Below are 23896 nucleotides of genomic sequence, written 5' to 3' on the forward strand. Positions count from 1 at the left end.
ATGGTCGATTCCATCAGCACCAATACCGCCACGACCCGGATCAACTCCGGCTCGACCATGCTGGCCTCGAACTTCGAGACCTTCCTGACGCTGTTGACGTCGCAGTTGAAGAATCAGGACCCGCTGTCGCCGGTCGATTCCAACCAGTTCACGGCCCAGCTGACCCAGATGGCGGGCGTGGAACAGCAGCTGCTGACCAACGATCTGCTGAAGTCCCTGGTCGCCGGTCAGGGTGGCGGCAGCCTGGCCAATGCGGCCAACTACATCGGCAAGGATGCCACCGCCGCCTGGGCCGCCACCAAGCTGACCGACGGCAAGGCGACCTGGAGCTATGAGCTGGCCAATACCGCCACCGACGCCAAGCTTCAGGTGCTGGACGCCCAGGGCAAGGTTGTCTGGGAGGGCACCGCCCCCGACAAGTCCACCGGCGTTCACGACTTCACCTGGGACGGCAAGACCACCAGCGGCGTCAACGCCACCGAGGGCGGCGTCTACACCCTGAAGATTACCGCCAACAATGCGACCGGCGGCACCGTCGACAGCCAGGTCCTGACCCGCGGCCGGATCACCGGCGTCGAGATGTACAACGGTGAGGCCTATCTGACCGTCGGCAACTCCATCCTGCCTCTCTCCACCGTGATCGCTCTGGAAGAAAACCGGACGGCCACCCCCACTCCGACACCAGCGAACGACGACAGCGAGGACGGCCTGCTGGCCTCCATCGCCTCGGCGCTGAACCCCCTCAAACTGTTTTCGTAAAGGACCCGAGCCATGTCTCTGAATAGCGCCCTGTGGGCCGGTGTTTCCGGCCTGTCCGCCAATGCCGCCGCCCTGGCTTCGATCTCGCAGAACATCGCGAACGTGAACACGGTCGGCTACAAACGCACGACCAGCGAGTTCCAGACCGTCATCAACGGCCAGTCCGCCGGCACCGGCTATTCCGCCGGCGGCGTTATCGCCAATACCCGCCACTACACCTCGCAGGGCGGTCAGCTACAGCGCACGACCTCCAGCACCGACCTTGGCATTGCCGGTCAGGGCTTCTTCGTCGTGACGGAAAAGCCCGAGAACCTGACGCCGATCGATGCGCGGCTGTTCACCCGCGCCGGGGCGTTCACGCCTGACGACTTCGGCTTTCTAAAGAACACGGCGGGCCTGTATCTGCAGGGCTGGCCGGTGGATTCCGAGGGCAACATCGCCACCGACCCGTCGGACATCAACCGCCTGCAGTCGATCAACATCGGCTCGGTCGGCGGCGCCGCCGAGGCCACCACGCGCGCCCAGCTGAACGCCAACCTGCAGTCCAGCCAGCCGATCTCGGCCGAGGCGACCGCCGCTTCCACCGTTCCGGCCGGGGCCGACGCCTACGATCCGGCCACCAACTCCATGGCGATGTACGACCCCGACACGGGCGTGGGCGTGAAGCCCGACTTCACCATGTCGATCCCGGTCTCGGACTCCAAGGGTGGCCAGCGGACGGTGGCCCTGTCCTTCCTGAAGGGCGTCAACCCGAACGAATGGTACGCCGAGATTCACGCCGTGCCGGCCTCGGACATCGAGGGCGCGCCCAATGGCCTGATCAAGAGCGGCCGCATCGTCTTCACCCAGGACGGGCGGCTGGACCCCACCGCCACCGCGGCCCTCGGTGCCAATGCCCTGTTCCCCGACCTGAACGCCGCCACCCTGAACATCGGGGCCTCGGATTCGGCGGCGGCACCCGGCGCGGTGAAATGGGCGACCGGCCTGGGCATTGCGGCCCAGCCGATCAACCTGGCGCTGAACGCCTCCGCCGGCGGCCTGACCCAGTACAGCAGCGCCTCGGCCGTCCAGTCGGTGAACACCAACGGCACCGCCTTCGGCAACCTGGCCAGCATCGAGATCGACAAGGAAGGCTTCGTCACCGCCATCTTCGACAACAGCGTGACGCGCCGCATCGCCCAGGTCGCCATCGCCACCTTCGCCAGCCCCGACAATCTGACGGTCGAGGACGGCAATGCCTACCGCGTCAGCCGCGGCTCGGGCACCTTTAACCTGAAGACCGCGGGTACGGGCGGCGCGGGCTTCATCGGTGCCTCGCAGCTGGAGGCCTCCACAGTGGACCTGTCGGCCGAGTTCACCGGCCTGATCACGACCCAGCGGGCCTATTCCGCCTCGTCCAAGATCATCACCACGGCCGACGAAATGCTGGCCGAACTGATCAACATCAAGCGCTGATAAAGGCCTGAACGGGGGGAACGGCGCATGGACCGATCGACGAAAACCAGGCGGGTGGACGGAGGGGATTTTAGGATTCCCTTCACCACGACGCTTAAACGGCCCTTAGGCGGGTCGCGCTACCTTGCCTGCTCAGTGTGGTGGTGAATGAGGCAAAAGCCCATGTTGCAAGAGCGACGTCTTAATACCCAGGGTGAACAGTATGTCGTGGGTCCCACGGGCACGCCGCTGACCCTGCGCGACCTGCCGCCGCCGCATACGGACCGTTGGGTCATCCGCCGCAAGGCCGAGGTGGTCGCCGCCGTTCGCGGTGGCCTGATCAGCCTGGAGGACGCCCTGGCCCGCTATCGCCTGACGGCCGAGGAGTTCCTGGCCTGGCAGAAGGCCATCGACAAATGGGGCATGCAGGGCCTGCGCACGACCCGCATCCAGCACTACGGCCGCGACGACTGATCATCGGCTCGATCTCTCTCCCCGACGGCCAGCGGCCGCTCCTGACAACAGGGGCGGCCGTTGTCGTTTTGACATGCGTCCACGCTCAGGCCTCGAAATCGCGCCGTTCAAGGCCTAGATAGCGGCCATGACCCTGACCGAGGACCTTTGCCCGATCCCCGACATCGCCCCCGTGTCGTCGCAGGACGACATGGATGCGGCGATTGAGGCCGCGCGCGCGGCGGTCGGCCTGCCGGTCGGTTCGCGCGTCGTGGCGGCCATGTCGGGCGGTGTGGATTCCACCGTGGTGGCGGCCCTGCTGCACAAGGCAGGCTATGACGTCGTCGGGGTGACGCTGCAGCTCTATGACCACGGTGCGGCCCTCAAGAAGAAGGGGGCCTGCTGCGCGGGTCAGGACATTCACGACGCCCGCCTCGCCGCCGAGATGCTGGGCATCCCCCACTACGTCCTCGATTATGAATCGAAGTTCCGCGACGCGGTGATCGACCAGTTCGCCGACAGCTATCTGGCCGGTCAGACGCCGGTGCCGTGCATCCGCTGCAACCAGACCGTCAAGTTCCGCGACCTTCTCGACGTCGCCCGCGACCTGGGCGCCGAGGCGATGGCGACGGGCCACTACGTCCGCCGATCCGCGGGCACGAATGGGCAATCCCAGATGAGGAAGGCGGTCGATCATTCGCGCGACCAGTCCTACTTCCTTTTCGCCACGACGCGGGATCAGCTGGACTATCTGCGCTTCCCCCTGGCCGATCTGGAAAAGCCCCAGGTGCGCGGTGTGGCGGCGGCGCTGGGCCTTCGCATCGCGGCCAAGCCGGACAGCCAGGACATCTGCTTCGTACCCAACGGCGACTATCGCACCCTGATCGACAAGCTGCGGCCCCAGGGGCGCGAGGCGGGCGAGATCGTGCACATGGACGGTCGCGTCCTGGGCAACCATGCGGGCATCACCGACTACACCATCGGCCAGCGGCGCGGTCTGAACGTCGCGGTGGGCGAGCCCCTGTTCGTGACCCGGCTGGACCCGGCGAAACGTCACGTCATCGTCGGCCCGCGCGAGGCCCTGCTGACCGCGTCCCTGACACTGGACGAGACCAACTGGCTGGGCGACGAGCCCTCCATGCAGGATGCCGCTGACGCCGGTGCGCCTGTCCTGGCCCGCGTGCGCTCGACCCGCCCGCCGTCGCCTGCCCGCCTGTCGATGACGGACGGCGTGGTAGCCGTGACCTTCGACCAGGGCGAGGAAGGCGTCGCCCCCGGCCAGGCCTGCGCCCTGTACGATCCCGCCGATCCCGATCGCCTGCTGGGCGGCGGCTTCATCAAGACCACGACCGCCGTTGTCTAACGACACAGACGACGCACTGGCGCTGGCCTCGCGCAGCGGCCTGCCGTCCGAGATGCGCTATCTGGTCGAGGGCTTTCCGCGCGATCGCTGGGTGCGCAGCGAACTGGACCAGACCGCGGCCTTCTGGCTTCAGATGCACGACGGCTTTCGTGACCATCAGCGACACATGGACGATCTGGTCGACCAGTGGCGGTCAGACGGCGACCTGATCGCCCTGCACCGCCAGCCGATCCCCGCCCTGCAAGGCTTCCTGCAGCATCTGGACGGCCATCACCGCGTCGAGAGCGGCCACTATTTTCCGGCCCTGCGTGCGATGGAGCCCCGGATCGACCGGGGCATCGACCTGCTGGATCGCGATCACGATGCCGTCCACGAAACGCTGGAGGCCATGTTCCGCGACGGCATGGCCTTCCACCAGGCTGTGGCCGGCAAGGCCCCCGACGCCGCCGACCAGGCCCATCGTCTCGGCGACCGGATCGCGGGGGCGGCCCGTCCCCTGCTGCGTCATCTGGACGACGAGGAAGACATCATCGTCCCTCTGATCCAGTTGCGCGGCGCGCCCGCGGTCTGATCGAACGCCGAAACGCTTTTTTGCCCTCGGCACGATTAGCCCCCGCGCCAAAATGGGCTAGAAGCCCGCATCCTGTTTACGCCCAGCCTTTTAGGAGCCCGCCGTGGCCCGCCTGTTCGACGCCTATATCATCGCTGACTGGACTGCCGCCGAGGGCAAGAAGCTGGGCGACAACTCCGTCTGGATCGGGGTGGCCAAGCGCGACGTGCGCTTCCGCCTGTATTCCGAGACGCACAATGTCGCCACGCGTGCCGAGGGCGAGGCCCTGCTGGCCTCGCTGCTGGCCGACCACAGGAAGCGCGGCGACCGGGTTCTGGTCGGCTTCGATTTCTCGCTGGGCTATCCGGCGGGCACGGCGGCGCGACTGGGCCTGAAGGACACGCCCGCCTGGTCCACGCTGTGGAAATTCCTGGCCGGCAACATCGTCGACAAGGCCGACAACACCAACAACCGCTATCAGGTCGCGGCCAAGATGAACCGGCTGATGACGGACGAGGCCTGGCCCTTCTGGGGCGCGCCGGCCAAGCAGGCCCAGCGCTGGCTGACCACGACCAAGCCGCCCGCAGGTGCCGGGGCCGACATCACCGAGTTCCGCGCGACCGAGAACGCGATCCGCAAGGGCCGCCTGCAACCCAAGTCGAACTGGCAGATGCACGGGGCCGGTGCTGTCGGCGGCCAGACCCTGGTCGGCATCCCGGCCGTGCGCCGTCTGCTGGAGAAGCTCGGACCATCAGGTGCCGTCTGGCCGTTCGGCACCGGCTGGCGTGCCCTGAGCACCGACGACGTCGAGCCGCTGTCGGCCCTGGTAGCCGAGGTCTATCCGTCGATGTGGGATGCGACACCGAACCCCGGCGAGTTCAAGGATCAGGCGCAGGTCCGCGTCACGGCAGAGCATTTCGCCAAGCTGGATGAAGCAGGCGATCTGGAAAAGGCCTTCGCCCCGCCGAAGGGGGCTTCCGACGACCTGATCGCCCAGGTCGAGCAGGAAGAAGGCTGGATTCTGGGGGCCTGAGGCGGCGCATCTGTGGCGCAATGAAACCGTCACGGGCCGCCCCTACCCTTACTCCATGATCCGGCTCATTCTGGCGACCGTCCTGCTGCTGATCGGGAGCCCGGCCTTGGCCCAATCGCCCCTCATCATCGCCCATCGCGGCGCATCCGGAGAGCGGCCGGAGCATACGCGCATGGCCTATGAGCGGGCCATCGAGCAGGGTGCGGCAATGATCGAGCCGGACCTGGTGATGAGCCGCGACGGCGTCCTGATCGTGCGGCACGAGAACGAGATCGGCGGCACCACCGACGTCGCCTGGCGGTCGGAATTCGCGGATCGGCGCACGACCAAGATCATCGACGGCCAGAGCGTCACCGGCTGGTTCACCGAAGACTTCACCTGGGCCGAGTTGCAGACGCTGCACGCGCGCGAACGCCTGCCGGAGCTGCGGGCCTTCAACACGGCCTTCGATGATCTGGAGCCGATTCTGAGCTTCGAACAGGTGCTGGAGATCGCGCGCGACGCCAGTGCCCGCACCGGGCGGACCATCGGCGTGGTGCCGGAGCTGAAGCATCCGTCGTATTTTGCCGGCGTCGGCCTGCCGATGGAGGACGCCTTCGTCGCCGTGCTGGAGCAGCACGGGCTGACGGGGGCGGAGGCTCCGGTCATCGTCCAGTGTTTCGAGGTGGGGACGCTGCGCCGCCTCGACGCGCGGATCGACACCCCGCTGCTGCAACTGATCGCGGCGAGCGGTGGGCCGGCGGACGATCCAACCCTCAGCTACGACGCCATGACGACGCCGCAGGGGCTGGCCGAAATCGCGACCTATGCTGACTGGATCGGGGTCGATACCGCGCTGATCGAGCCGGAGCCCGAGATGCCAACGACCCTGATCGCCGACACTCACGCGGCGGAACTGAAAGTCGCCGCCTGGACCTTCCGCGCCGAGAACGCCTTCCTGCCCACGGGCGACAGGATCGGATCAGACCCGGCGGAACATGGTCGGCTGCGCGAGCGGCTGGCGCGGTTCGCGGCCTATGGGCTGGATGCGGTGTTTATGGATCAGCCTGGTAGGTTTTAGGGGTTAGGGGTTAGGGGCTAGGTTCGAGGGACGATGACCTCAGCCACGCAGCCCTCCCCCTAATCCCTAGCCCCTGAAACCTAGAACCTTCTGCGGCCGCGTCACCAGCCAGATGCCCACACAGACCAACACCAGCGACGCCCCATAGGTCCAGCGCATCACGCTCTCGCCCAGGAACAGGCTGGACAGGGCCACGCCGAAGACGGGCACCAGAAAATTGAAGGCGGCCAGCATGCCCACGGGATTATGCTTCAGCAGCAGGCTCCAGGTCGCGAAGGCGAAGGCGGACAGAAGCGCCATGTAGAGCAGCAGCGCCCCCGAGCGGGCGTCGAACGCGCCCAGATGACCGCCGCCGATCAGGCCGATCGCCACCAGCACCGCCCCGCCCAGCGCCAGCTGCCAGCCGGTCATGACCATGGGGTCCAGACCCTGCGATATTCGCTTGCCATAGATGGACCCCGCAGCCAGCACGAAGGCCGCGCCGATGATGAAGCCCTCGCCCAGCAGGGTGACGTCCAGGCCGAACCCGCCCCGGCCCAGATTGACGACCAGCACGCCCAGAAAGCCGACGATACAGCCCCAGACCTTGCGGTGGCTCAGCCGGTCGTTGGTGTAGATGAAGTGGGCCAGCACCACGCTGAAGAAGGTGCCCGTCGCATTCAGGATCGACGCCTTGACCCCCGTCACATGCGCCAGGCCGATGTAAAAGAAGACGTATTGCAACGTGGTCTGGAACAGCCCCAGCAGCACCAGCTGGCGCGCCTGCGAGCCCGTCACCTTCAGGATCGGCTTTCGCATCGCCACGGTGACGCCCAGCAGGATCACCCCCGCCAGCAGGAACCGCCACCCCGCGAACAACAGCTGGCTGGCCATGTCCGACGGCGCGATGTCCAGCATCGCATAGCCCGCCTTCACCGCCGGATAGGCACTGCCCCACAGCAGGCAGCACAGCGTCGCCAGGGCAAAGACCGACGCGCGGCGCGTGAGCAGGGGGTGGGTCATGTGGGGGGCGGTGTTAGCCGCCCACCTGTCCGAAATCAGCCACCCGGCCCATGACGTCGCGGACCTGGCCCAGCAGCTTCAGGCGGTTGTCGCGTTCCTCGGCCACGTCGGAGTTGACCAGCACCTTGTCGAAGAAGGCGTCGACCGGGCCGCGAAGGCCCGCCAGCGCCGTCATGGCGGCGGCGAAGTCCTCGGTGTCCAGCGCCGCATCCACCGCCGTACCGGCGGCCCCGACGGCAAAGGCCAGGGCGACCTCTTCCTCGGGCTGGCCGGGCAGGCCGGTCTGGACCATGCCGGTCGGCACGTCGCCTTTCTTGGCCTCGGCCCGCAGGATGTTGGACGCCCGCTTGTAGCCCGCCAGCAGATTGGCCCCGTCGTCGGTGCTCAGGAACCCGTCCAGCGCCTCGACCCGTCGCACGATGCGGACCAGGTCGTCGTCGCCGACGCCAAATACAGCGCGTACGAGATCATGACGCTGTCCCTGATCGCGCAGCAACACAATCAGGCGATCCACAAAAAACTCCCGGACGGCCACGATAGTTTCGTCTCGGCTCGCTTTAATGCCTGTAAGATCAGAAGCTTCGCCCAACAGATTCCACCAATTGGGCCGCACTCCATTCTCCAGCACCAACCGGATCACCCCAAGCGCAGCCCGCCTCAGGGCGAACGGGTCCTTCGACCCCGTGGGCTTTTCGTCGATGGCGAAGAAGCCGACCAGGGTGTCCAGTTTGTCGGCCAGGGCGACCGCCACGGTCAGCGGCGCGGTCGGCACGGTGTCGGCGGGGCCCTGGGGCTTGTAGTGGTCGCGGATGGCGTCGGCGACGGCGTCGGGATGGCCGAAGGCGCGCGCATAATACCCGCCCATCACGCCCTGCAGTTCCGGGAACTCGCCGACCATGCCGCTGGCCAGATCGGCCTTGGCCAGACGGGCGGCGGCTTCGGCCTGATCGGGGTCCGCACCCACCAGGGGCGCGATTTCGCGGGCCAGGGCAGCGATGCGCTCGACGCGGGCGTGCAGCGTGCCCAGCTTGGCGTGGAAGGTGACGCCCTTCAGCTTGTCGTTCCAGGCGCCGAAGCCGACCTTCAGGTCCTCGTCCCAGAAGAAGCGGGCGTCGTTTAGGCGCGCGCTCAGGACCCGGCTGTTGCCGGCGGCCAGGGCCTGGCCACCATCGGACGCCTCGACATTGGCGACCACCAGGAAGTTGGGTGCCAGTTTGTGTGTGGCCGGATCGCGCACCGCGAAATACTTCTGGTGCACCTTCATCGACAGACGCACCACCTCGGGCGGCAAGTCCAGGAACTGCGGGTCCATGTCGCCCAGGATCGGCGTCGGCCATTCGGCCAGCCCCGCCACCTCGTCCAGCAAGCCGTCGTCATCGACCAGCGCCAGCCCCCGCGCGGCGCAGGCGGCCTTGGCTCCATCGAGTATGCGCAGCTTGCGGTCAGCCACGTCCAGCAGCACGAATTCGCGCTCCAGCTTGCTGCGATAGTCGGCGAAATCCTTGACCGTGAACGGCTGGCCGGAGCCGAGGAAACGGTGGCCCTCGGTGGTTTCGCCCGATGCGATTCCGTCAATCTCGAACGGCACCACCGCCCCGTCGAACAGGGCCACGATCCGCTTCAGCGGTCGCACCCAGCGCAGGGTCCCGGACCCCCAGCGCATCGACTTGGGCCAGGGGAAGCCGCGCACGATCTGGTCGACCATGTCGGGGATGATGGCCGTGGTCGCCTGGCCCGTGGACGACAGGACACCGAACCAGACGCCGTCACGCTCGGTCAGCTGATCCTTCGCCAGGCCGGTCTTGCGCAGGAAGCCGTCCAGCGCCTGATCGGGGGCCGAGGTGCGCGGGCCCTTGACCTCTTCGGACCGGTCCGGCGTCGCCGACGGCAGCCCCTCGACCACCAGCGTCAGACGCCGCGGGCCGGCATAGGTAGTCAGGGCCTCGTAAGCGAGACCCGCCGCCTTCAGCCTCTCGGCCGCCATCCGCTCCAGATCACGCGCCGCCCCCGCCTGCATGCGCGCGGGGATTTCTTCGGAGAACAGTTCTATGAGAAGTTGGGGCATCAGGCGGTTTTCCGCTCTTGGTCGACATAGGCGACGGCACAGGCCTTACACAGGTCCCGGATCCGTCCGATGTAGCTCTGGCGTTCGGCGACGGCGATGGCGCCGCGCGCGTCCATCAGGTTGAACAGGTGCGACGCCTTCAGGACCTGGTCATAGGCGGGCAGGACCAGCGCCTGATCCTGCGGACCTTTCATTGCGAGAAGGCGCGAGACCTCGGCCACCATGTCCTCGAACCGGCGCTTCAGACCGTCGACGTCATAGCCGTGGAAGTTGGCTTCCGACTGCTGGCGCTCGTTCTCCAGGAAAACTTCGCCATAGGTCAGGCCCTCCTTGGTGAACTTCAGATCATAGACGTTGTCCACGCCCTGGACGTACATGGCCAGGCGCTCCAGCCCGTAGGTGAGCTCGCCCGAGACGACGTCGACCTCGATGCCGCCGACGCCCTGGAAATAGGTGAACTGCGTCACCTCCATGCCGTCGCACCAGACCTCCCACCCCAGGCCCCAAGCCCCGACGGTCGGGTTCTCCCAGTCGTCCTCGACGAAGCGGATGTCGTGCAGTTTCGGATCGATGCCGATGGCGGCCAGCGAGCCGAGGTACAGCTCCTGAAGATTGTCAGGGTTGGGCTTCAGGATGACCTGATACTGATAATAGTGCTGCAGCCGGTTGGGGTTTTCGCCGTAGCGACCGTCGCCGGGACGGCGGCTGGGCTGGACATAGGCGGCCTTCCACGGGCGGGGGCCGAGCGCGCGCAGGACCGTCGCCGGGTGCAGAGTGCCGGCCCCGACCTCGATGTCATAGGGCTGCAGGATCGCGCAGCCCTGATCGCCCCAGTATTTGTGGAGGGTCAGGATCAAGTCCTGGAAGGCGAGAGGTTCGGTGGTCACGGGTGGCTGTTCGCAGTCGCAAAATGAGAGGCGCGGACCCTAGACGGCGGGCCTTTGCGCGGCAAGCCGAGGCCATACGCTTCCTTAAGCGAGGGCGGCTAGAACCGCATCCATGAAGGCCATCGACCAGATGCGGCGCAGGGCCGCTCGCTATCTCGATATCGACGCCGTGACCATCGCGCCGGCGAAGGGCGTCTTCTCGCTGAGTTTCGACGACATCCCCGAGACGGCCTGGACCGAGGCCGGGCCGATCCTGGCCGAGCATGGAATCAAGGCCACCTACTATGTCTGTGGCGGGCTGGAGAGTGGCTGGAACATGGAGCGGCCGCAGTTCCGCACCGAACATCTGCAGGCCCTGCACGCGGCGGGGCATGAGGTCGGGTGTCATACCTTCGGCCACACCAGCGTGCTGCGCATGGATGCCGAGGCGATGCGGCTGAGCCTTGAGGCCAATGCCGCCTGGGTGGCCGCGCGGCTGGACGGTCATCGCATGACCACCTTCGCCTATCCGTTCGGGGATGCAACGCTGGCGGCCAAGCGGATCATCCGCGACCGCTTCACCCTGGGGCGCGGGGTGCGTGACGGGGTCAATGCGGGCCGCGAGGACCGGGGCCTGATCAAGTCCATCGGCCTGGAGAGCCGCCGCCTGCCCCACTACGACCTGGAGGCGATGATGGCCGATGCTGCATCATCGAACGGCTGGCTGACCGCCTATGGCCACGACGTCTCGGACCGGCCCACGGACTATGGCTGCACGCCGGACGATCTGGATCGCGTACTGCGCGCGGCCAAGGGCGCGGGGCTGGAAATCCTGCCGATCGGCCAGGCCTGGGCGAAACTGGCGGCCTAGGCCGTGATCACCCGGGCCTCGATGCCCGCTGTGGCCAGATCGGCCAGCAGGCTATTGACCGCCAGTTCGACCGCTGCCGCGTCTCGCCCGCGGATAACCAGATTGGTCCCGATCTCTCCCACCGAGCCGTGGCCGAACGGATAGCTGCCATAGCTGAGTTCCCGATTGGCTTTTGCCGCCGCGCCCAGCATGTCCGCGATCGTCCCCTCGCCCACGCCCGACACCCGCACGGTCCGCGCATGCACGACCGCCCCGGTGCGAAGGCGCGGGGCCACATCCTCCAGCATGGCCGTCATGATCTTGGGCACCCCCGCCATGACGAAGACATTGCCGATCTGGAACCCCGGCGCATCCGTCACCGGATTGGCGATCAGGCTGCCGCCCTCCGGCACCCGCGCCATCCGCCGCCGCGCCGCATTGAACTCGCCCGGACCGTAGCGCTTCTCCAGGATGGCCACCGCGTCCGGATGCTCCGGCAGGGCCACCCCAAAGGCACTGGCCACGGCATCGGCAGTGATGTCGTCATGCGTCGGCCCAATGCCGCCGGTGGTAAAGACGTAGTCATGCGCGGTTCTGAGGGCATTCAGGCTGTCGACGATCTGCTCCGTGCGATCCCCGACCGTCCGCGCTTCCATCAGGTCGATGCCCAGCGCCCCCAGAAACCGGGCGATGGTGTTCAGATTGGTGTCCTGCGTCCGGCCGGACAGGACTTCATCGCCGATGATCAGGACGGCGGCGGTGGGGGAAGCGTTGCTCATCTGATGCAGATAGGCGCATCCGGCCCGCACGTCATCGTCTCGCCTTGAGCATCTGTGCTATGCTCCCCACCTGATCGCCGACCCCGCCTGAAAGCCTGCACGCATGTACGAGACCCCCGAACTGGACGAGGACGCCTTCGTCCGCACCCACGAGATCCGCGTCCATCAGGACGAGGAGGCCTGGGAGGGCATGCGCGCGGCCGGCAAGCTGGTCGCCCAGGCGCTGGACATGATCACCGAGTTCGCCGTGCCCGGCGTGACGACGCAGGAGATCGACGACCGCATCCGCACCTTCACCCTGGACCATGGTGCCCTGCCCGCCTGCCTGGGTTACAAGGGCTATGAGAAGACGGTCTGCACCTCGATCAACCACGTGGTCTGCCACGGCATTCCCGGCGACCGGGTGCTGAAGGACGGCGACATCGTCAACATCGACCACACCGTCATCGTCGACGGCTGGCACGGCGATTCCAGCCGCATGTATCCGATCGGCGAGATCAACGCCCGGGCACGCAAGCTGATCGACGTGACCTACGATTCGCTCGACGCCGGCCTGGCCATGATCAAGCCGGGCAACACGTTCGGCGACATCGGCTATGCGATCCAGCAGGTGGTCGAGGCCAATCGCATGTCGGTCGTGCGCGACTTCTGCGGTCATGGCATCGGGCGGCTGTTCCACGACAGCCCCAACGTCCTGCACTACGGCCGTCGTGGCGAGGGCGCGGTGCTGAAGAAGGGCATGTTCTTCACCGTCGAGCCGATGGTGAATCTGGGCAAACCGCACGTGAAGGTGCTGTCCGACGGCTGGACCGCCGTGACGCGCGACAAGTCCCTGTCGTCCCAGTGCGAGCACACCATCGGCGTGACGGACGACGGCGCCGAACTGTTCAGCGCCAGCCCGGCGGGACTGTTCAGACCGAAGTTCTGAGCCACCTTACCGGGATTTCATTTGGCGTCCCGGCGACGCGCCTGCATCGTTTCGGCGAAGTGTTTGCAGGGTGGCGTCGATGAAGCGGGTTCTGGCGACGGTCGGGATGATACTGACGCTGGCTGGGCCCGCGCTGGCCCAGGAGCCGGAGCCGGTCGCGGACAATCCGGACATGGCGGCGATCTATGCGGCGGATCAGGCCGTACGACAGGACGTCGCCGCGATCCTGGCCGGCGGACGAGAGGCGGCGCTGCGAATCTACGCTGAGGACACCGTGCGCCGCCAGCAGGTGAAGGCCCTGCTGGACGCAGGGGCATTGCGCACCGCGACGGACTTCTATTCCGCCGCCCTGGTCTATCAGCATGGCGATACGGCCGAGGACTATCTGATGGCCCACACCCTGGCTGTGGCGGCCTTGGGTGAAGGCTCGACCGAGTCGCCCTGGCTCGCGGCCGCGACGCTGGACCGTTACCTTCAGAAGATCGGCCAGCCACAGATCTATGGCACCCAGACTATGGTGAAACGGGGAGAGCAGCCGACGCACGAGCCATTCGACCACGCCCTGATCCCCGACAGCATCCGAACGGTTCTGGGCGTCTCGACCCGCGCCGCCGAAGAAGCGCGTCAGGCGCAAGAGGCAGCAGCTGAAAGTCCTGCAACGCCGGAATAGCCTCGCCGGACTTGATTGCGCTAGGGTCAAGCTCTGAGCGGTAAAAGGCCATGAGGGGCGCGTGACGGAACAGCCAGAAATCGCTGCGCATAAAGCGGCTGTGCCCCACCATGCGGGCCATCGCGAACGCCTGCGCGAGCGGGCGCGGGGGGCGGGAATCCATCACCTGCCCGACTATGAACTGCTGGAGCTGTTCCTGTTCCGCAGCCAGCCGCAGGGGGACGTCAAGCCGATCGCCAAGGCCCTGCTGGCGCGGTTTGGGTCGCTGGCGGCGGTGCTGGCCGCATCGGTCGAGGACCTGATGACGGTCAAGGCGGAGGACACAAAGGGCCGCACCAAGGGCATCGGGGCCGAGACGGCGCTGGACCTGGCCGCCCTGCACGAGGTCTCGCGCCGCGTCGCAAAGGAGGAGCCCGCCAAGCGCACGGTGATCTCGTCCTGGTCTGCGCTGCTGGCCTATGTGCGGCTGTCGCTGCAGCACGAGCCGCGCGAGCAGTTCCGGGTGCTGTATCTGGACAACCGCAACCAGCTGATCCTGGACGAAATCCAGAACCGGGGCACGGTTGACCACGCCCCCGTCTATCCGCGTGAGGTCGTGCGCCGCGCGCTGGAGCTGTCGGCCAAGGCCATGATCATCGTCCACAACCACCCCTCCGGCGACCCCACCCCATCCCGCCCCGACATCGACATGACCCGCCAGGTCATCGAAGCCGCCCGCTCGCTCAGCATCGAGGTCCACGACCACCTGATCGTCGGGCGTCAGGGCGTGGCCAGTTTCAAGCAGTTGGGGTTGATGTGACCCACCCTAATCCGCTCATCCCGGCGAAAGCCGGGACCCAGTGCTTTGGGTGATGCGTCTGCGCGAATGAGCCGGTAACGATATCCCGAGGCACAGTGCTTCGCTGGACAGAACTGGGTCCCGGCTTTCGCCGGGATGAGCGGATGGAAATGAAAACCACACGTCGATCTGTTCTGGCCGCGACGCCCCTCGCCGCAATACCTCTCGCTGCCTTGGCCACCACCGCCTCCGCCCAGTCCGCGCCCGCCGTCATGATCTCCACCTGGGACTTTGGCGCGGCGGCCAATGCGGCGGGCGTCGCGCGGCGGCAGGCGGGCGGCTCTGCGCTGGACATGGTCGAGGCGGGCGGGCGCGTGGCCGAGGCAGACGAGAGCAATTCCTCCGTCGGCCTGGGTGGCCTGCCGGACCGCGACGGTCGGGTGACGCTGGATGCCTGTATCATGGGCTGGAACGGCGACATCGGGGCGGTCTGCGCCCTGGAGGATGTGGTCCATGCCGTCTCGGTCGCCCGCGCCGTCATGGAAAAGACGCCGCACACCATGCTGGTGGGCGAAGGGGCGCGGACGTTCGCCGTCGACCAAGGCTTTCCGACGCAGAACCTTTTGACTCCACGGGCCGAGGCCGCCTGGCGTGACTGGCTGAAGACCGCCGAATATGCGCCGCGTATCAACAGCGAGAACACCGACTGGCGGTCGATGCCGGGCGGTCCGGGCAACCATGACACCATCGGCCTGATCGCCATCGGGGCGGACGGGCATATGGGCGGGGCCTGCACCACCTCGGGCATGGCCTTCAAGATGCGCGGCCGGGTCGGCGACAGCCCCCTGATCGGCGCGGGCCTCTATGTCGATGACGAGGTCGGCGGGGCCACCGCCACCGGTGTCGGCGAGGATGTGGTCCGCGTGGCCGGCAGCCATGCCGTGGTCGAGGCCATGCGCCACGGCATGGACCCCACCGCCGCCTGTCGCAGCGTAATCGAACGTCTGGCCCGGCTGCGCGGCACCAAGGTCGCAGCATCGCAGGTCGCCCTGCTGGCCCTGGACAAGCAGGGCCGCGCCGGGGCCTTCGCCCTGCAACCCGGCTTCACCTATGCCGTCACGGCCGCCGACGGCACGACCCGGATCGAGCGGGCCGGTGCCCTGTTCGCATGACTGTGCTGACCTCAGCCAGGCTGACCCTGACGCCGGTCAGCGTGGATGACTACGATGACCTGTGCACCCTGTGGGGCGACGCAGCCTTCGCCACCGCCATCCTGCCCGAAGCCATGAATACCGAGGACGTCTGGTTCCGCCTGCTGCGCGACATCGGGCAGTGGCAGGTTCGGGGCTATGGCAGTTGGTCGGTGCGGCGAACGGCCGACGGCGTCTACATCGGCAATGTCAGCGTGCTGGACCATCGTCGCCTGATGACGCCCGCCTTCGACGTGCCGGAACTGGGTTGGGGCGTAGCACCGAGGTTTCAGGGACAGGGGCTGGCGTTCGAGGCCGTGAGCGCGGCGCTGGGATGGTGCGACCGATCGCTGAACACCCCACGCACCGTCTGCATGATCGACCCCGCCAATGGCCCGTCGCACGCCCTGGCCCGGCGTGTAGGCTACGTTCCCTATGCCGAGGCTATCTACAAAGGCAGTCCGGTCGTGCTGCTGGAGCGCAGGACCACCGTAGCCAGCCATTAAGGTTTACGCGGCATAGTCACAGCCGAATTGTCGGAGATCGCCGCGCCCATGCCCATGCCTGTCGAAGAGCTTCGAGGCCACCTGGTCGAGGCCTTTCCCGATGCCGAGATCACAATCGACGATCTGGCGGGCGACGGCGACCACTATCGGGCGCGGATCGTTTCGACCGCCTTTGCCGGCCTGCCGCGCGTGCGCCAGCATCAGCTGGTCTATGCCGCGCTGAAGGGCAAGATGGGCGGCGAACTGCACGCGCTGGCGCTCGAAACCTCGACGCCGACGGAGGCCTGAGCCATGCGTTACCGTCCCTTCGGCCACAAAGGACAGGCGGTCTCGGCCGTGACCCTGGGCCTCAGCTCGCGCGACATCGCCCGGGGCCCCGAGGCGGCGCGCGCGATCATCTATGCTGCGCTGGAAGCAGGCATCAACAGCTATCGCCTGCGCGACGCCAACCCCGTGCTGGCCGAAATCCTGGGCGACAGTCTGAAGGAGGTGGATCGCCGCCTGCTGCAGATTTCGCTGACACTGGGGGCCGGAGACGGTCGCAAGGGGTCGGACCGCGACTTCTCCGCCGAGGGGATGACGGCCTGCATGGACCGCGCCCTGCACGCATCGTCGCTGGGCTGGTTCGACCAGGCTCTGCTGGATCAGCCGATGCATGACGAACTGCCCCAATCATCTCTGAATGCGCTGAAGGCCCTGCGCGCCACCGACCGCGTGCGCTTGCTGGGCGTGGCGGGTGATGGCGAGGTGATGGACGCCTATGTGTCGACCGGGGCCTTCGACGTGCTGGTCACGCCCTACCACGTCAACTCGCCCTGGCAGGTCCGGTCACGTCTGCGCGATGCCCGCGAAAAGGACATGGCCGTCTTCGCCATCGGCTATTTCCCGGAGAGCCTGGATACGGCCCAAAAGGCCGAAATGGTTCATGCGGAGCCCAAGAAAAGGGGTCTGTTCGGCTTCGGCGGCTCCGGCGGTCGGGCCAAGTCGGACCCCCTGCGCGGTGCAGGCACCTTCGCCTTCCTGCATCGCACGCCCAACTGGACGGCCGAGGAAATCTGCCTGGCCTATGTGCTGACCGATCCGTCGATCTCCAGCGCCATGATCCATGCCGAGGATGTCGATCGTCTGAACCAGCTGGCTGCCATCCCCGACCGCGACCTGCCGCCCGGCCTGGCCGCCCAGATCGAGATGGCGCGTGTGGCCGGTGCCAAGTCCGTCGCAGCCTGAACCCCTTCAACACCGCGTCATAAACAGCCCGCGCCCTTGACCCTGGCCCGCCCGGTCCCTAGCTGACGGCCTTCACGAAAGGCCCCCTTCAGTGACCGATCAAGCCGTGACTTCCGCCGACCCCATCCATACCTTCATTACCGATGCGGTGCAGACCCATCCGGTCGTTCTGTTCATGAAGGGCACGCCGGACGCGCCGCGCTGTGGCTTCTCATCCCTGGCGGTCCAGATCTTGGACCATATCGGCGCGCCCTTCGTCGGGGTAGACGTGCTTCAGGACGAGGGTCTGCGCGACGGCATCAAGAGCTTCAGCGACTGGCCGACCATCCCCCAGCTGTATGTGAAGGGCGAGTTCGTCGGCGGCTCCGATATCGTGCGCGAGATGTTCAATGCCGGTGAGCTTCAGGCCCTGATGGCCGAAAAGGGCGTGCCCATGGGTGAGGACGCCGACGCCTGATGGCCCGCCCGGTCCTGCAACCGCGCGAGGACCGCGAGATCTTCGTCGTGCCCCTGATCATCCGGCCCGAGCACATCGACGAGAACGGCCACGTCAACAATGTCGTCTATGTCGGCTGGCTTCAGGACGCAGGCACGGCCCACTGGACCGCCCGCTTCGACGAGGCGACCCGCACCAAATGGTCCTGGGTCGGTGTCCGGCACGAGATCGACTATCTGCGCCCGCTGATGCCCGACGCAACCGGCGTCGTCGCGCGCACCTGGGTCGGTGATCCGCAGGGCCCGCGCTTCAACCGCTATGTCCGCATCGAGAATGCCGAGGGCCAGGTCTGTGCCCAGGGCGTCTCCGAATGGGTACTCGTCGATGCGCAGACGATGCGGCCGCACAGAATTCCGGCAGACATGCTGCCGGCCTTTCAGGCGCGCTGACTAAAGCGTCTGCGGATTGATCAGGCGCAAGCGTGCATCCGGGGCCAGGTCCAGGGTCGCAAAACTCCACGACAGTTCGACGCCCTCGGCCACCAGGGCCTTGCACATATCCGGTGCCCGGCGGTTCAAGACCACGTCGGTATAGCCGTCCGCTGCCTCGGTCAGCTGGACCTCGAAACTGTCCAGGCTGGTGCAGCCGTTCGAGCCCACGCGCACGGTCAGACGACCGTTCTCGACGCGCGGCTCACCCACGGCTTCGAGCGAGGTCGACGCCGCATCGGACAGGCGCACCACATCGGTCTTGCCCTCGTCATTGGCATAGATGACGCAGCCCGACAGCAGGGGCGCGATCAAGGCTGAGGCCAGGAATATGCGCTTCACTGGGCCGCGTCCGAAGACTGATGCACGACCCGGGTCGTCGGCTTGTCCGTGGCGATAATGATGCAGCCACCCAGCAGTGGGGCGGTAAAGGCCGTCAGGACGGCAGCTATGGCGAGACGACGCAGCATGAGGTGTTCCATTCGAAAAGGGCGAGAGAGCAATGACGTCACCTGATGTGACGCTTGATCTTCAATCTGCCGCCTGCCCGGGCGAATGGCACGTGAACAATCCGCAAGGTGGAGCCATGACTTTGGGAAATCACGGATATGCAGCATAGTCGGCCCTGGTGGAGGGACCATGGTCAGAAAGCCGATACGACGGCGAGCGCCGGCCAGGATACGCTGGCCCGAAGTTACGTCAGAAGCCGCCGTAGCGGCCGTGGCAGTCATGCTGTCTCTGATCACGCTGACAACTTCGGCCTGGTTTGTGCTGCGTGGGTCGGTGGTCACAGCGGTGCCGCCGGAAAACATCTTCTTCTACCGCGACGCCAGCAATGATCCTTCACTAACAGCCATAGAGAATGCCGTCCTGACGGCCGGTGTGGATACGGCGCTGGTCAACACGGCCAGCGCAAATTATGGCGACGTCGTCACCCGCATCACGATGCAGATCGATGCCCCGGGCGATCGCGATGCCGTGTTCCGGTACCAGACCCTGGTGACGCCGGTGTTTAGCGAGACGGCTGCGCGTCAGGCTGCGAACTGTCCGGTCACATCACGCTGCGTCCTGAACGGCAATTTCCTGGCCATCGAGGAGCCTCGCCGGACGCTGGACGTGGCGGGCGGCTCCTCACGGTCCGAGTATATCGGCTTTGTCCTCAACAGCAGCAACTGCGCGCCTTCTGGCCACTGTGACGCCTACCGCAACTTCACCAGCGCAAGCCAGGCGCTGGACCGTGCCGAGCGCCTTGTCATACGCTTCCACTATCGTCTGCACTCAGACGGCGAAAAGACCGCGACCTGCATTGTCGACCTGCGACCGAAAGGGGCGGTGACCTATCGACCCTGGCTGGCGGGGCAGTTGAAGAACAAGGGTTGGGCCATACTCCCCTGCCAGTCCGGCCCTTCTTGACTGAACATTGTTATTGACGCGCGCGCCATCAGGGCGTTCTTGTCTGGCTTCGCCGTTGGGGAGACATCCGATGTTGAAGTCTGCTGGTCGCGTACTGACCCTGTTGACGCCGTGGGCCATTGGAACCGTTGCCCTGGTGATGGCGTCCTGCAGTCAGCAGCCACAGGATCCGCCGGTACCGCCGACGCCCGACATCCCCATGCCGCCGCCTCCCCCGCCGCCACCGCCACCGCCACCGCCACCGCCGCTTCCGACATGCCCGGGCGATCCACGGTGCACGGCATCGGACAGCAACACCGGGCAGCAGGCACCGGAGGGCTGATCAGGACATTGTCGGCCGGCGGTCAGCGTAAAGACCGGGTCTGACCGGTATCAGGTTCGCGGCAGCTGGTAGGGGTTTTCGACCGAAACCCGCGCGCCGGGTGCCAGGCCCAGTTCCTCGAAAGTCCAGGTGATCTCCAGACCGTCGGTGACGGGTCGCTGGCAGCGGTCTTCCTTGATCCGGCGCAGGGTGATGACCGCTTCGTCCCGCGTCTGGCGCACAACGGGCGTCAGATCGGCCTTGGCGGTACAGCCGTTGGAGGTGACGCGGAACAGAGCCTGGTCATGGGCGATGACGGCGGCGTGGACCGGCTCCATCTGACCGGGCATCGGACCGTGCGCCACCACATCAGCATCCGCAAAAGGGTTTGACAGGGCACAGGCCGAAAGGCTGATGGCCAGAAGGGTCGCGCCGGCCAGACTAGCGATCGATTTCATGCCCCGGCCCTCCAGACCGTCTCTGAACTTTATCATAGTGCGCCTGTTCGCGTCACAGGTGAACCCCGGTTCCGTGAAATAGAAAGGGCCCCGGATCGCTCCGGGGCCCTTTCCAGAATTTGTCTCGCTGAACCAGCGATCAACCGCCTTACGAGGAGTAGTATTCCACGATCAGGTTCGGCTCCATCTTCACCGGGAACGGCACGTCGGCCAGCTCCGGCACGCGCACGTAGCGGACCGAGAAGCCGCGGTCGCCCAGCTCGATGTAGTCGGGGATGTCGCGTTCCGACGACTGCTGCGCTTCCAGGACCAGGGCCATGTTGCGGCTCTTTTCCTTGACCTCGATGACCTGGCCCGGCTTGACGCGGTACGAGCCGATGTCGACCTTCTTGCCGTCGACAGTCACGTGGCCGTGGCTGACGAACTGACGGGCAGCCCAGACGGTCGGGACGAATTTGGCGCGGTAGACGATGGCGTCCAGGCGCGATTCCAGCAGGCCGATCAGGTTTTCGGAGCTGTTGCCCTTGCGGCGCGAGGCTTCTTCATAGGTGGCGAAGAACTGCTTTTCGGTGATGTTGCCGTAGTAGCCCTTCAGCTTCTGCTTGGCCTTCAGCTGCAGGCCGAAGTCCGAAACTTTCGACTTGCGGCGCTGGCCGTGCTGGCCGGGGCCATAGGACCGCTTGTTGACGGGAGATTTCGCGCGGCCCCACAGGTTTTCACCCATGACCCGATCGAGTTTGTACTTGGCGCTGTGGCGCTTGGACATGTGTCACTCTCTTATATGATGCGGCCCGGTCCCTCCCCAGATGGAGAGACGATCTCAACGGCGGTCCACGCATCGTCCGTAGTGTCATCGCATCGAAGGGTTGCCCCGACGACGTGAAGGCGGCGCTTATCGACGTCGCGCCTTCCGGAGTCAAGCCGCCTGGGACGCCTCCGCAGCGTCTACTGTCAGGTCGGCCTGCGCATCGGTGTTGTTTTGGCCATCGCGCGACGGGCGGCCCAACAGATAGCCCTGGACCTCGTCGCACCCCTGGGCCCGCAGGAATTCCAGCTGGGTCCGGGTTTCGACACCCTCGGCAAGGACAGGGATGTCCAGACTCTCGCCCAGGGCCAGGACGGCGCGGATGATGGCCTTGGACTGCTGGCTTCCCTCCAGTTCTGACATGAAGGACCGGTCCAGCTTGATCTTGTCGAACGGAAACGCCCGCAACGTGGACAGGGACGAATAGCCGGTACCGAAATCATCCATGGCCACAGAAACGCCCAGCAGCTTGAGCTGGCGCAGGATATGGGTCGTGCGTTCCATTTCGGCGATCATGGCCGTCTCGGTGATCTCCAGTTCCAGCCGCTCGGGCTTCAGCCCCGTCTCGATCAGGATCTGGTGCACCAGTCGGGGCAGGTCGATGTGCGACAGCTGGACCGGCGACAGATTGACCGCGATCCGGTGCGGCACCGCCCAGCTGGCGGCCTCCACACAGGCGGCCCGCAGAACCCACTCACCGATCGGCAGGATCAGGCCGGTCTCTTCAGCCAAGGGAATGAATTGATCCGGCGGAATGTAGGAGCCGTCAGGCTGCTTCCAGCGCAACAAGGCCTCGAACCCGGTCGCCTTGCCGGTCGAGAGCGAGGCCTGGACCTGATAGTGCAGCTCGAACCGGTCGTTATCCAGGGCCTCGCGCAATCCCTGCGTCAGGCGTCGACGATCGCGCACAGCCTCGTCCATCGCCTCTTCGTAGAAGCAGACGTCGGTCGCCAAGGCGGCCTTGGCCCGATACATGGCCAGATCGGCATTGTTGATCAGGACGGACGCCTCACGCGCATCGTCGGGCCACAGGGCGATGCCGATGGCGGCACCGCACTGCACATCGGCATGGTCCGCCTGCATCGGCTCCATGATGGCGCTGCGCAGACGCTCGGCCGCCTCCATGGCGTGCAGCCGGCTCGTGACAGGGGTCAGGGCCATGAATTCGTCACCGCCCAGCCGCGCAACGAAGTCGCCTTCAGTGCGGGTCGTCATCATCCGATCGGCGACATGGATCAGCAGCCGGTCGCCGACCCCGTGGCCATAGACGTCGTTGACCTCCTTGAACCGGTTCAGGTCGATGGCGAACAGGGCAAACTGCTGGCCACCCGACTGGGCGACCCGGCGCTCCATCTCCTCCAGGAACGACACGCGGTTGGGCAGTCCGGTCAGGCTGTCGTTGCGGGCCAGATGGACGATGCGACGCTCCTGCGCCAGCCGGGCCCGCAGGTCGCGGACCGCAAAGATGCGATAGTGGCCGGCCCCGTCGTCCCGCCGCGCTGCGCGCACGGCGACCTCGACCGGGATCGCCTCGCCGTCGCTGGCCGTAAGGGCTCCCTGAACCAGCATGCCGTCTGCGGACCGCGCTTCCTCGTCCAGCCAGCGTTCCAGCGGCTGTCCCACCAGATCGTCGACCGGGACGCCGCACAGGCCCGCAAAGGCCGCATTGCCGATCAGGATGACGCCTTCGCTCTCGACCAACATGCCGTCCACGCTGCCCTCGATCAGCTGATAGAGGCGGCTGTTGGAATCCCGGCTGGTCTGGTCCTCCAGCGCATGGCTGGCGATCGCGACACCCAGGATCAGGAAGCCGACCACGGCCACGCCCACGGCCAGAAGGGCGGAGGCAACATCACCCGTGACTGCGCCTTCGACCGGGGCCAGGGGCAGGATGGTCATGGCCCCCATGCCGGTGAAGTGCAACGACACGATCGCCAGAACCAGCAAGCCGGGGGCGATATAGGTCTTCAGCCCCGACACCGTGTTCCGGACCTGGGCAAAGGCCAGAGCGCCGAACACCACCGCCGCGATCAGGGATGCGGCCACATAGACCGGCGACCAGATCACCAGGGCATCGGCGGTGAAGGCCGCCATGCCGACATAGTGCATGGCCGCCACCGTCAGACCAAAGGTCACGCCGCCCGCTTCGGGCGACAGACGGTGCCGCTGCGACCCCATGGCCATGGCCAGTCCGCAGCCGACGATCGCGACCAGCAACGATATTCCTGTCAGGAAGGGCGCATAGGTGATCTCGACGCCGGGTCGATAGGCCATCATGGCCACGAAATGGGTGCACCAGATGGTGGCTCCGCCAGCCACAGCCCCCAGGAACAGCCAGGACCAGCGCATCCGCCGGCGGCTGGCCCTCACCTTGCGGTATAGTCGGGCCATGATGACGGCCCCCAATACGCAGATCACGGCCGCAAGGGCCGTCAGGTAGAGGTTGTGATCCTCCACCAGGCACGAAAACACACGCATACGA

The 23896-nt window shown here is 66.3% G+C and carries 27 protein-coding genes; 18 read left to right on the forward strand and 9 right to left on the reverse strand.

Going from position 1 to position 23896, the window contains the following annotated elements; translation table 11 throughout:
• The 7 genes from WC585_RS02540 (at position 1) to WC585_RS02570 (ending at position 6652) form a co-directional block, all read left to right on the forward strand.
• On the forward strand, positions 1 to 759 hold the full coding sequence (locus WC585_RS02540) for a flagellar hook assembly protein FlgD (RefSeq protein WP_373255939.1): 759 nt from the start codon (positions 1 to 3) through the stop codon (positions 757 to 759).
• A gap of 12 nt (positions 760 to 771) precedes the next feature.
• Positions 772 to 2214 carry a flagellar hook protein FlgE gene (gene flgE / locus WC585_RS02545; protein WP_373255940.1) on the forward strand — a complete coding sequence of 481 codons (1443 nt, stop codon included), beginning with the start codon at positions 772 to 774 and terminating at the stop codon, positions 2212 to 2214.
• 162 nt (positions 2215 to 2376) lie between these two features.
• Positions 2377 to 2667, forward strand: coding sequence for a DUF1153 domain-containing protein (locus WC585_RS02550; protein ID WP_292170909.1), 291 nt, complete (start codon positions 2377 to 2379; stop codon positions 2665 to 2667).
• Positions 2668 to 2794: 127 nt separating this feature from the next.
• The gene (gene mnmA / locus WC585_RS02555; protein ID WP_373255942.1) at positions 2795 to 4009 is read left to right on the forward strand and encodes a tRNA 2-thiouridine(34) synthase MnmA; all 1215 of its coding nucleotides are present in this window, start codon (positions 2795 to 2797) and stop codon (positions 4007 to 4009) included.
• Positions 4002 to 4580, forward strand: coding sequence for a hemerythrin domain-containing protein (locus tag WC585_RS02560; protein ID WP_373255943.1), 579 nt, complete (start codon positions 4002 to 4004; stop codon positions 4578 to 4580). Before mnmA ends, WC585_RS02560 begins: the two co-directional genes overlap by 8 nt.
• Before the next feature lie 103 nt (positions 4581 to 4683).
• Positions 4684 to 5592 (forward strand): cobalamin biosynthesis protein CbiG, encoded by a 909-nt coding sequence (locus WC585_RS02565; protein WP_373255944.1) that lies wholly within the window; start codon positions 4684 to 4686, stop codon positions 5590 to 5592.
• A gap of 55 nt (positions 5593 to 5647) precedes the next feature.
• Positions 5648 to 6652 (forward strand): glycerophosphodiester phosphodiesterase family protein, encoded by a 1005-nt coding sequence (locus WC585_RS02570; protein ID WP_373255945.1) that lies wholly within the window; start codon positions 5648 to 5650, stop codon positions 6650 to 6652.
• Between the two features lie 66 nt (positions 6653 to 6718).
• On the opposite strand, the gene WC585_RS02575 is transcribed toward WC585_RS02570, so the two are convergent.
• From WC585_RS02575 to WC585_RS02585, 3 genes are read right to left on the reverse strand one after another with little or no spacing between them, the layout of a single operon-like run.
• Positions 6719 to 7654: a DMT family transporter gene (locus tag WC585_RS02575; protein ID WP_373255946.1), complete on the reverse strand. Its 936-nt coding sequence runs from the start codon at positions 7652 to 7654 to the stop codon at positions 6719 to 6721.
• Positions 7655 to 7667: 13 nt separating this feature from the next.
• Entirely contained in the window at positions 7668 to 9719 is a 2052-nt protein-coding gene (gene glyS / locus WC585_RS02580) for a glycine--tRNA ligase subunit beta (protein WP_373255947.1), read from the reverse strand.
• Entirely contained in the window at positions 9719 to 10606 is an 888-nt protein-coding gene (locus WC585_RS02585) for a glycine--tRNA ligase subunit alpha (RefSeq protein ID WP_373255948.1), read from the reverse strand. Before WC585_RS02585 ends, glyS begins: the two co-directional genes overlap by 1 nt.
• 112 nt (positions 10607 to 10718) lie before the next feature.
• On the opposite strand from WC585_RS02585, the gene WC585_RS02590 reads away from it, so the two are divergent.
• Positions 10719 to 11456, forward strand: a complete 738-nt coding sequence (locus tag WC585_RS02590; RefSeq protein ID WP_373255949.1) for a polysaccharide deacetylase family protein — start codon at positions 10719 to 10721, stop codon at positions 11454 to 11456.
• Here the strand turns inward: WC585_RS02590 and WC585_RS02595 are convergent.
• Positions 11453 to 12214 (reverse strand): competence/damage-inducible protein A, encoded by a 762-nt coding sequence (locus tag WC585_RS02595; RefSeq protein WP_373255950.1) that lies wholly within the window; start codon positions 12212 to 12214, stop codon positions 11453 to 11455. The two genes, WC585_RS02590 and WC585_RS02595, sit on opposite strands and share 4 nt — an antisense overlap.
• Before the next feature lie 103 nt (positions 12215 to 12317).
• Here WC585_RS02595 and map point away from each other — a divergent pair, with 103 nt between their 5' ends.
• From map to WC585_RS02640, 9 genes are all read left to right on the forward strand, one after another.
• Positions 12318 to 13142 (forward strand): type I methionyl aminopeptidase, encoded by an 825-nt coding sequence (map, locus tag WC585_RS02600; RefSeq protein ID WP_373255951.1) that lies wholly within the window; start codon positions 12318 to 12320, stop codon positions 13140 to 13142.
• A gap of 79 nt (positions 13143 to 13221) precedes the next feature.
• Positions 13222 to 13812 carry a hypothetical protein gene (locus tag WC585_RS02605; protein ID WP_373255952.1) on the forward strand — a complete coding sequence of 197 codons (591 nt, stop codon included), beginning with the start codon at positions 13222 to 13224 and terminating at the stop codon, positions 13810 to 13812.
• Positions 13813 to 13873: 61 nt separating this feature from the next.
• Entirely contained in the window at positions 13874 to 14611 is a 738-nt protein-coding gene (gene radC, locus WC585_RS02610; protein WP_373255953.1) for a DNA repair protein RadC, read from the forward strand.
• Between the two features lie 149 nt (positions 14612 to 14760).
• A complete protein-coding gene (locus WC585_RS02615) occupies positions 14761 to 15762 on the forward strand; it encodes a N(4)-(beta-N-acetylglucosaminyl)-L-asparaginase (RefSeq protein ID WP_373255954.1) in 1002 nt (333 codons plus the stop codon).
• A complete protein-coding gene (locus tag WC585_RS02620) occupies positions 15759 to 16286 on the forward strand; it encodes a GNAT family N-acetyltransferase (protein ID WP_373255955.1) in 528 nt (175 codons plus the stop codon). The genes WC585_RS02615 and WC585_RS02620 overlap by 4 nt, the downstream gene beginning before the upstream one ends.
• A 48-nt stretch (positions 16287 to 16334) precedes the next feature.
• Positions 16335 to 16574 carry a BolA family protein gene (locus WC585_RS02625; RefSeq protein ID WP_373255956.1) on the forward strand — a complete coding sequence of 80 codons (240 nt, stop codon included), beginning with the start codon at positions 16335 to 16337 and terminating at the stop codon, positions 16572 to 16574.
• 3 nt (positions 16575 to 16577) lie between these two features.
• Positions 16578 to 17513, forward strand: a complete 936-nt coding sequence (locus WC585_RS02630; RefSeq protein WP_373255957.1) for an oxidoreductase — start codon at positions 16578 to 16580, stop codon at positions 17511 to 17513.
• Between the two features lie 91 nt (positions 17514 to 17604).
• On the forward strand, positions 17605 to 17970 hold the full coding sequence (gene grxD / locus WC585_RS02635; protein WP_373255958.1) for a Grx4 family monothiol glutaredoxin: 366 nt from the start codon (positions 17605 to 17607) through the stop codon (positions 17968 to 17970).
• Positions 17970 to 18398, forward strand: a complete 429-nt coding sequence (locus WC585_RS02640; protein ID WP_373255959.1) for an acyl-CoA thioesterase — start codon at positions 17970 to 17972, stop codon at positions 18396 to 18398. The genes grxD and WC585_RS02640 overlap by 1 nt, the downstream gene beginning before the upstream one ends.
• Here the strand turns inward: WC585_RS02640 and WC585_RS02645 are convergent, their stop codons facing one another.
• Together WC585_RS02645 and WC585_RS02650 are read right to left on the reverse strand one after the other, a co-directional pair.
• Positions 18399 to 18779, reverse strand: a complete 381-nt coding sequence (locus tag WC585_RS02645; RefSeq protein WP_373255960.1) for a hypothetical protein — start codon at positions 18777 to 18779, stop codon at positions 18399 to 18401.
• Positions 18776 to 18907: a hypothetical protein gene (locus WC585_RS02650; RefSeq protein WP_373255961.1), complete on the reverse strand. Its 132-nt coding sequence runs from the start codon at positions 18905 to 18907 to the stop codon at positions 18776 to 18778. Before WC585_RS02650 ends, WC585_RS02645 begins: the two co-directional genes overlap by 4 nt.
• Before the next feature lie 259 nt (positions 18908 to 19166).
• On the opposite strand from WC585_RS02650, the gene WC585_RS02655 reads away from it, so the two are divergent.
• The gene (locus WC585_RS02655) at positions 19167 to 19850 is read left to right on the forward strand and encodes a hypothetical protein (RefSeq protein WP_373255963.1); all 684 of its coding nucleotides are present in this window, start codon (positions 19167 to 19169) and stop codon (positions 19848 to 19850) included.
• Positions 19851 to 20222: 372 nt separating this feature from the next.
• Here WC585_RS02655 and WC585_RS02660 read toward each other — a convergent pair whose 3' ends face one another.
• The 3 genes from WC585_RS02660 to WC585_RS02670 form a co-directional block, all read right to left on the reverse strand.
• The gene (locus tag WC585_RS02660; RefSeq protein WP_373255964.1) at positions 20223 to 20609 is read right to left on the reverse strand and encodes a hypothetical protein; all 387 of its coding nucleotides are present in this window, start codon (positions 20607 to 20609) and stop codon (positions 20223 to 20225) included.
• A 148-nt stretch (positions 20610 to 20757) separates the two neighbouring features.
• Positions 20758 to 21375 (reverse strand): 30S ribosomal protein S4, encoded by a 618-nt coding sequence (gene rpsD, locus WC585_RS02665; protein ID WP_373255965.1) that lies wholly within the window; start codon positions 21373 to 21375, stop codon positions 20758 to 20760.
• Positions 21376 to 21525: 150 nt separating this feature from the next.
• Entirely contained in the window at positions 21526 to 23892 is a 2367-nt protein-coding gene (locus tag WC585_RS02670; protein WP_373255966.1) for an EAL domain-containing protein, read from the reverse strand.
• Positions 23893 to 23896: the final 4 nt, after the last annotated feature.

This window comes from Brevundimonas sp. (assembly GCF_041648055.1).
Classification (GTDB): Bacteria; Pseudomonadota; Alphaproteobacteria; order Caulobacterales; family Caulobacteraceae; genus Brevundimonas.

What these genes read in the sequence shown, in the direction of transcription:
- WC585_RS02540 (WP_373255939.1), top strand. Translation starts at nt 1, where the DNA reads ATGGTCGATTCCATCAGCACCAATACCGCCACGACCCGGATCAACTCC.
- flgE (WP_373255940.1), top strand. Translation starts at nt 772, where the DNA reads ATGTCTCTGAATAGCGCCCTGTGGGCCGGTGTTTCCGGCCTGTCCGCC.
- WC585_RS02550 (WP_292170909.1), top strand. Translation starts at nt 2,377, where the DNA reads ATGTTGCAAGAGCGACGTCTTAATACCCAGGGTGAACAGTATGTCGTG.
- mnmA (WP_373255942.1), top strand. Translation starts at nt 2,795, where the DNA reads ATGACCCTGACCGAGGACCTTTGCCCGATCCCCGACATCGCCCCCGTG.
- WC585_RS02570 (WP_373255945.1), top strand. Translation starts at nt 5,648, where the DNA reads ATGATCCGGCTCATTCTGGCGACCGTCCTGCTGCTGATCGGGAGCCCG.
- WC585_RS02575 (WP_373255946.1), bottom strand. Translation starts at nt 7,654, where the DNA reads ATGACCCACCCCCTGCTCACGCGCCGCGCGTCGGTCTTTGCCCTGGCG.
- glyS (WP_373255947.1), bottom strand. Translation starts at nt 9,719, where the DNA reads ATGCCCCAACTTCTCATAGAACTGTTCTCCGAAGAAATCCCCGCGCGC.
- WC585_RS02590 (WP_373255949.1), top strand. Translation starts at nt 10,719, where the DNA reads ATGAAGGCCATCGACCAGATGCGGCGCAGGGCCGCTCGCTATCTCGAT.
- WC585_RS02595 (WP_373255950.1), bottom strand. Translation starts at nt 12,214, where the DNA reads ATGAGCAACGCTTCCCCCACCGCCGCCGTCCTGATCATCGGCGATGAA.
- map (WP_373255951.1), top strand. Translation starts at nt 12,318, where the DNA reads ATGTACGAGACCCCCGAACTGGACGAGGACGCCTTCGTCCGCACCCAC.
- WC585_RS02605 (WP_373255952.1), top strand. Translation starts at nt 13,222, where the DNA reads ATGAAGCGGGTTCTGGCGACGGTCGGGATGATACTGACGCTGGCTGGG.
- WC585_RS02615 (WP_373255954.1), top strand. Translation starts at nt 14,761, where the DNA reads ATGAAAACCACACGTCGATCTGTTCTGGCCGCGACGCCCCTCGCCGCA.
- WC585_RS02620 (WP_373255955.1), top strand. Translation starts at nt 15,759, where the DNA reads ATGACTGTGCTGACCTCAGCCAGGCTGACCCTGACGCCGGTCAGCGTG.
- WC585_RS02625 (WP_373255956.1), top strand. Translation starts at nt 16,335, where the DNA reads ATGCCCATGCCTGTCGAAGAGCTTCGAGGCCACCTGGTCGAGGCCTTT.
- WC585_RS02630 (WP_373255957.1), top strand. Translation starts at nt 16,578, where the DNA reads ATGCGTTACCGTCCCTTCGGCCACAAAGGACAGGCGGTCTCGGCCGTG.
- WC585_RS02640 (WP_373255959.1), top strand. Translation starts at nt 17,970, where the DNA reads ATGGCCCGCCCGGTCCTGCAACCGCGCGAGGACCGCGAGATCTTCGTC.
- WC585_RS02650 (WP_373255961.1), bottom strand. Translation starts at nt 18,907, where the DNA reads ATGCTGCGTCGTCTCGCCATAGCTGCCGTCCTGACGGCCTTTACCGCC.
- WC585_RS02655 (WP_373255963.1), top strand. Translation starts at nt 19,167, where the DNA reads ATGCTGTCTCTGATCACGCTGACAACTTCGGCCTGGTTTGTGCTGCGT.
- WC585_RS02660 (WP_373255964.1), bottom strand. Translation starts at nt 20,609, where the DNA reads ATGAAATCGATCGCTAGTCTGGCCGGCGCGACCCTTCTGGCCATCAGC.
- rpsD (WP_373255965.1), bottom strand. Translation starts at nt 21,375, where the DNA reads ATGTCCAAGCGCCACAGCGCCAAGTACAAACTCGATCGGGTCATGGGT.
- WC585_RS02670 (WP_373255966.1), bottom strand. Translation starts at nt 23,892, where the DNA reads ATGCGTGTGTTTTCGTGCCTGGTGGAGGATCACAACCTCTACCTGACG.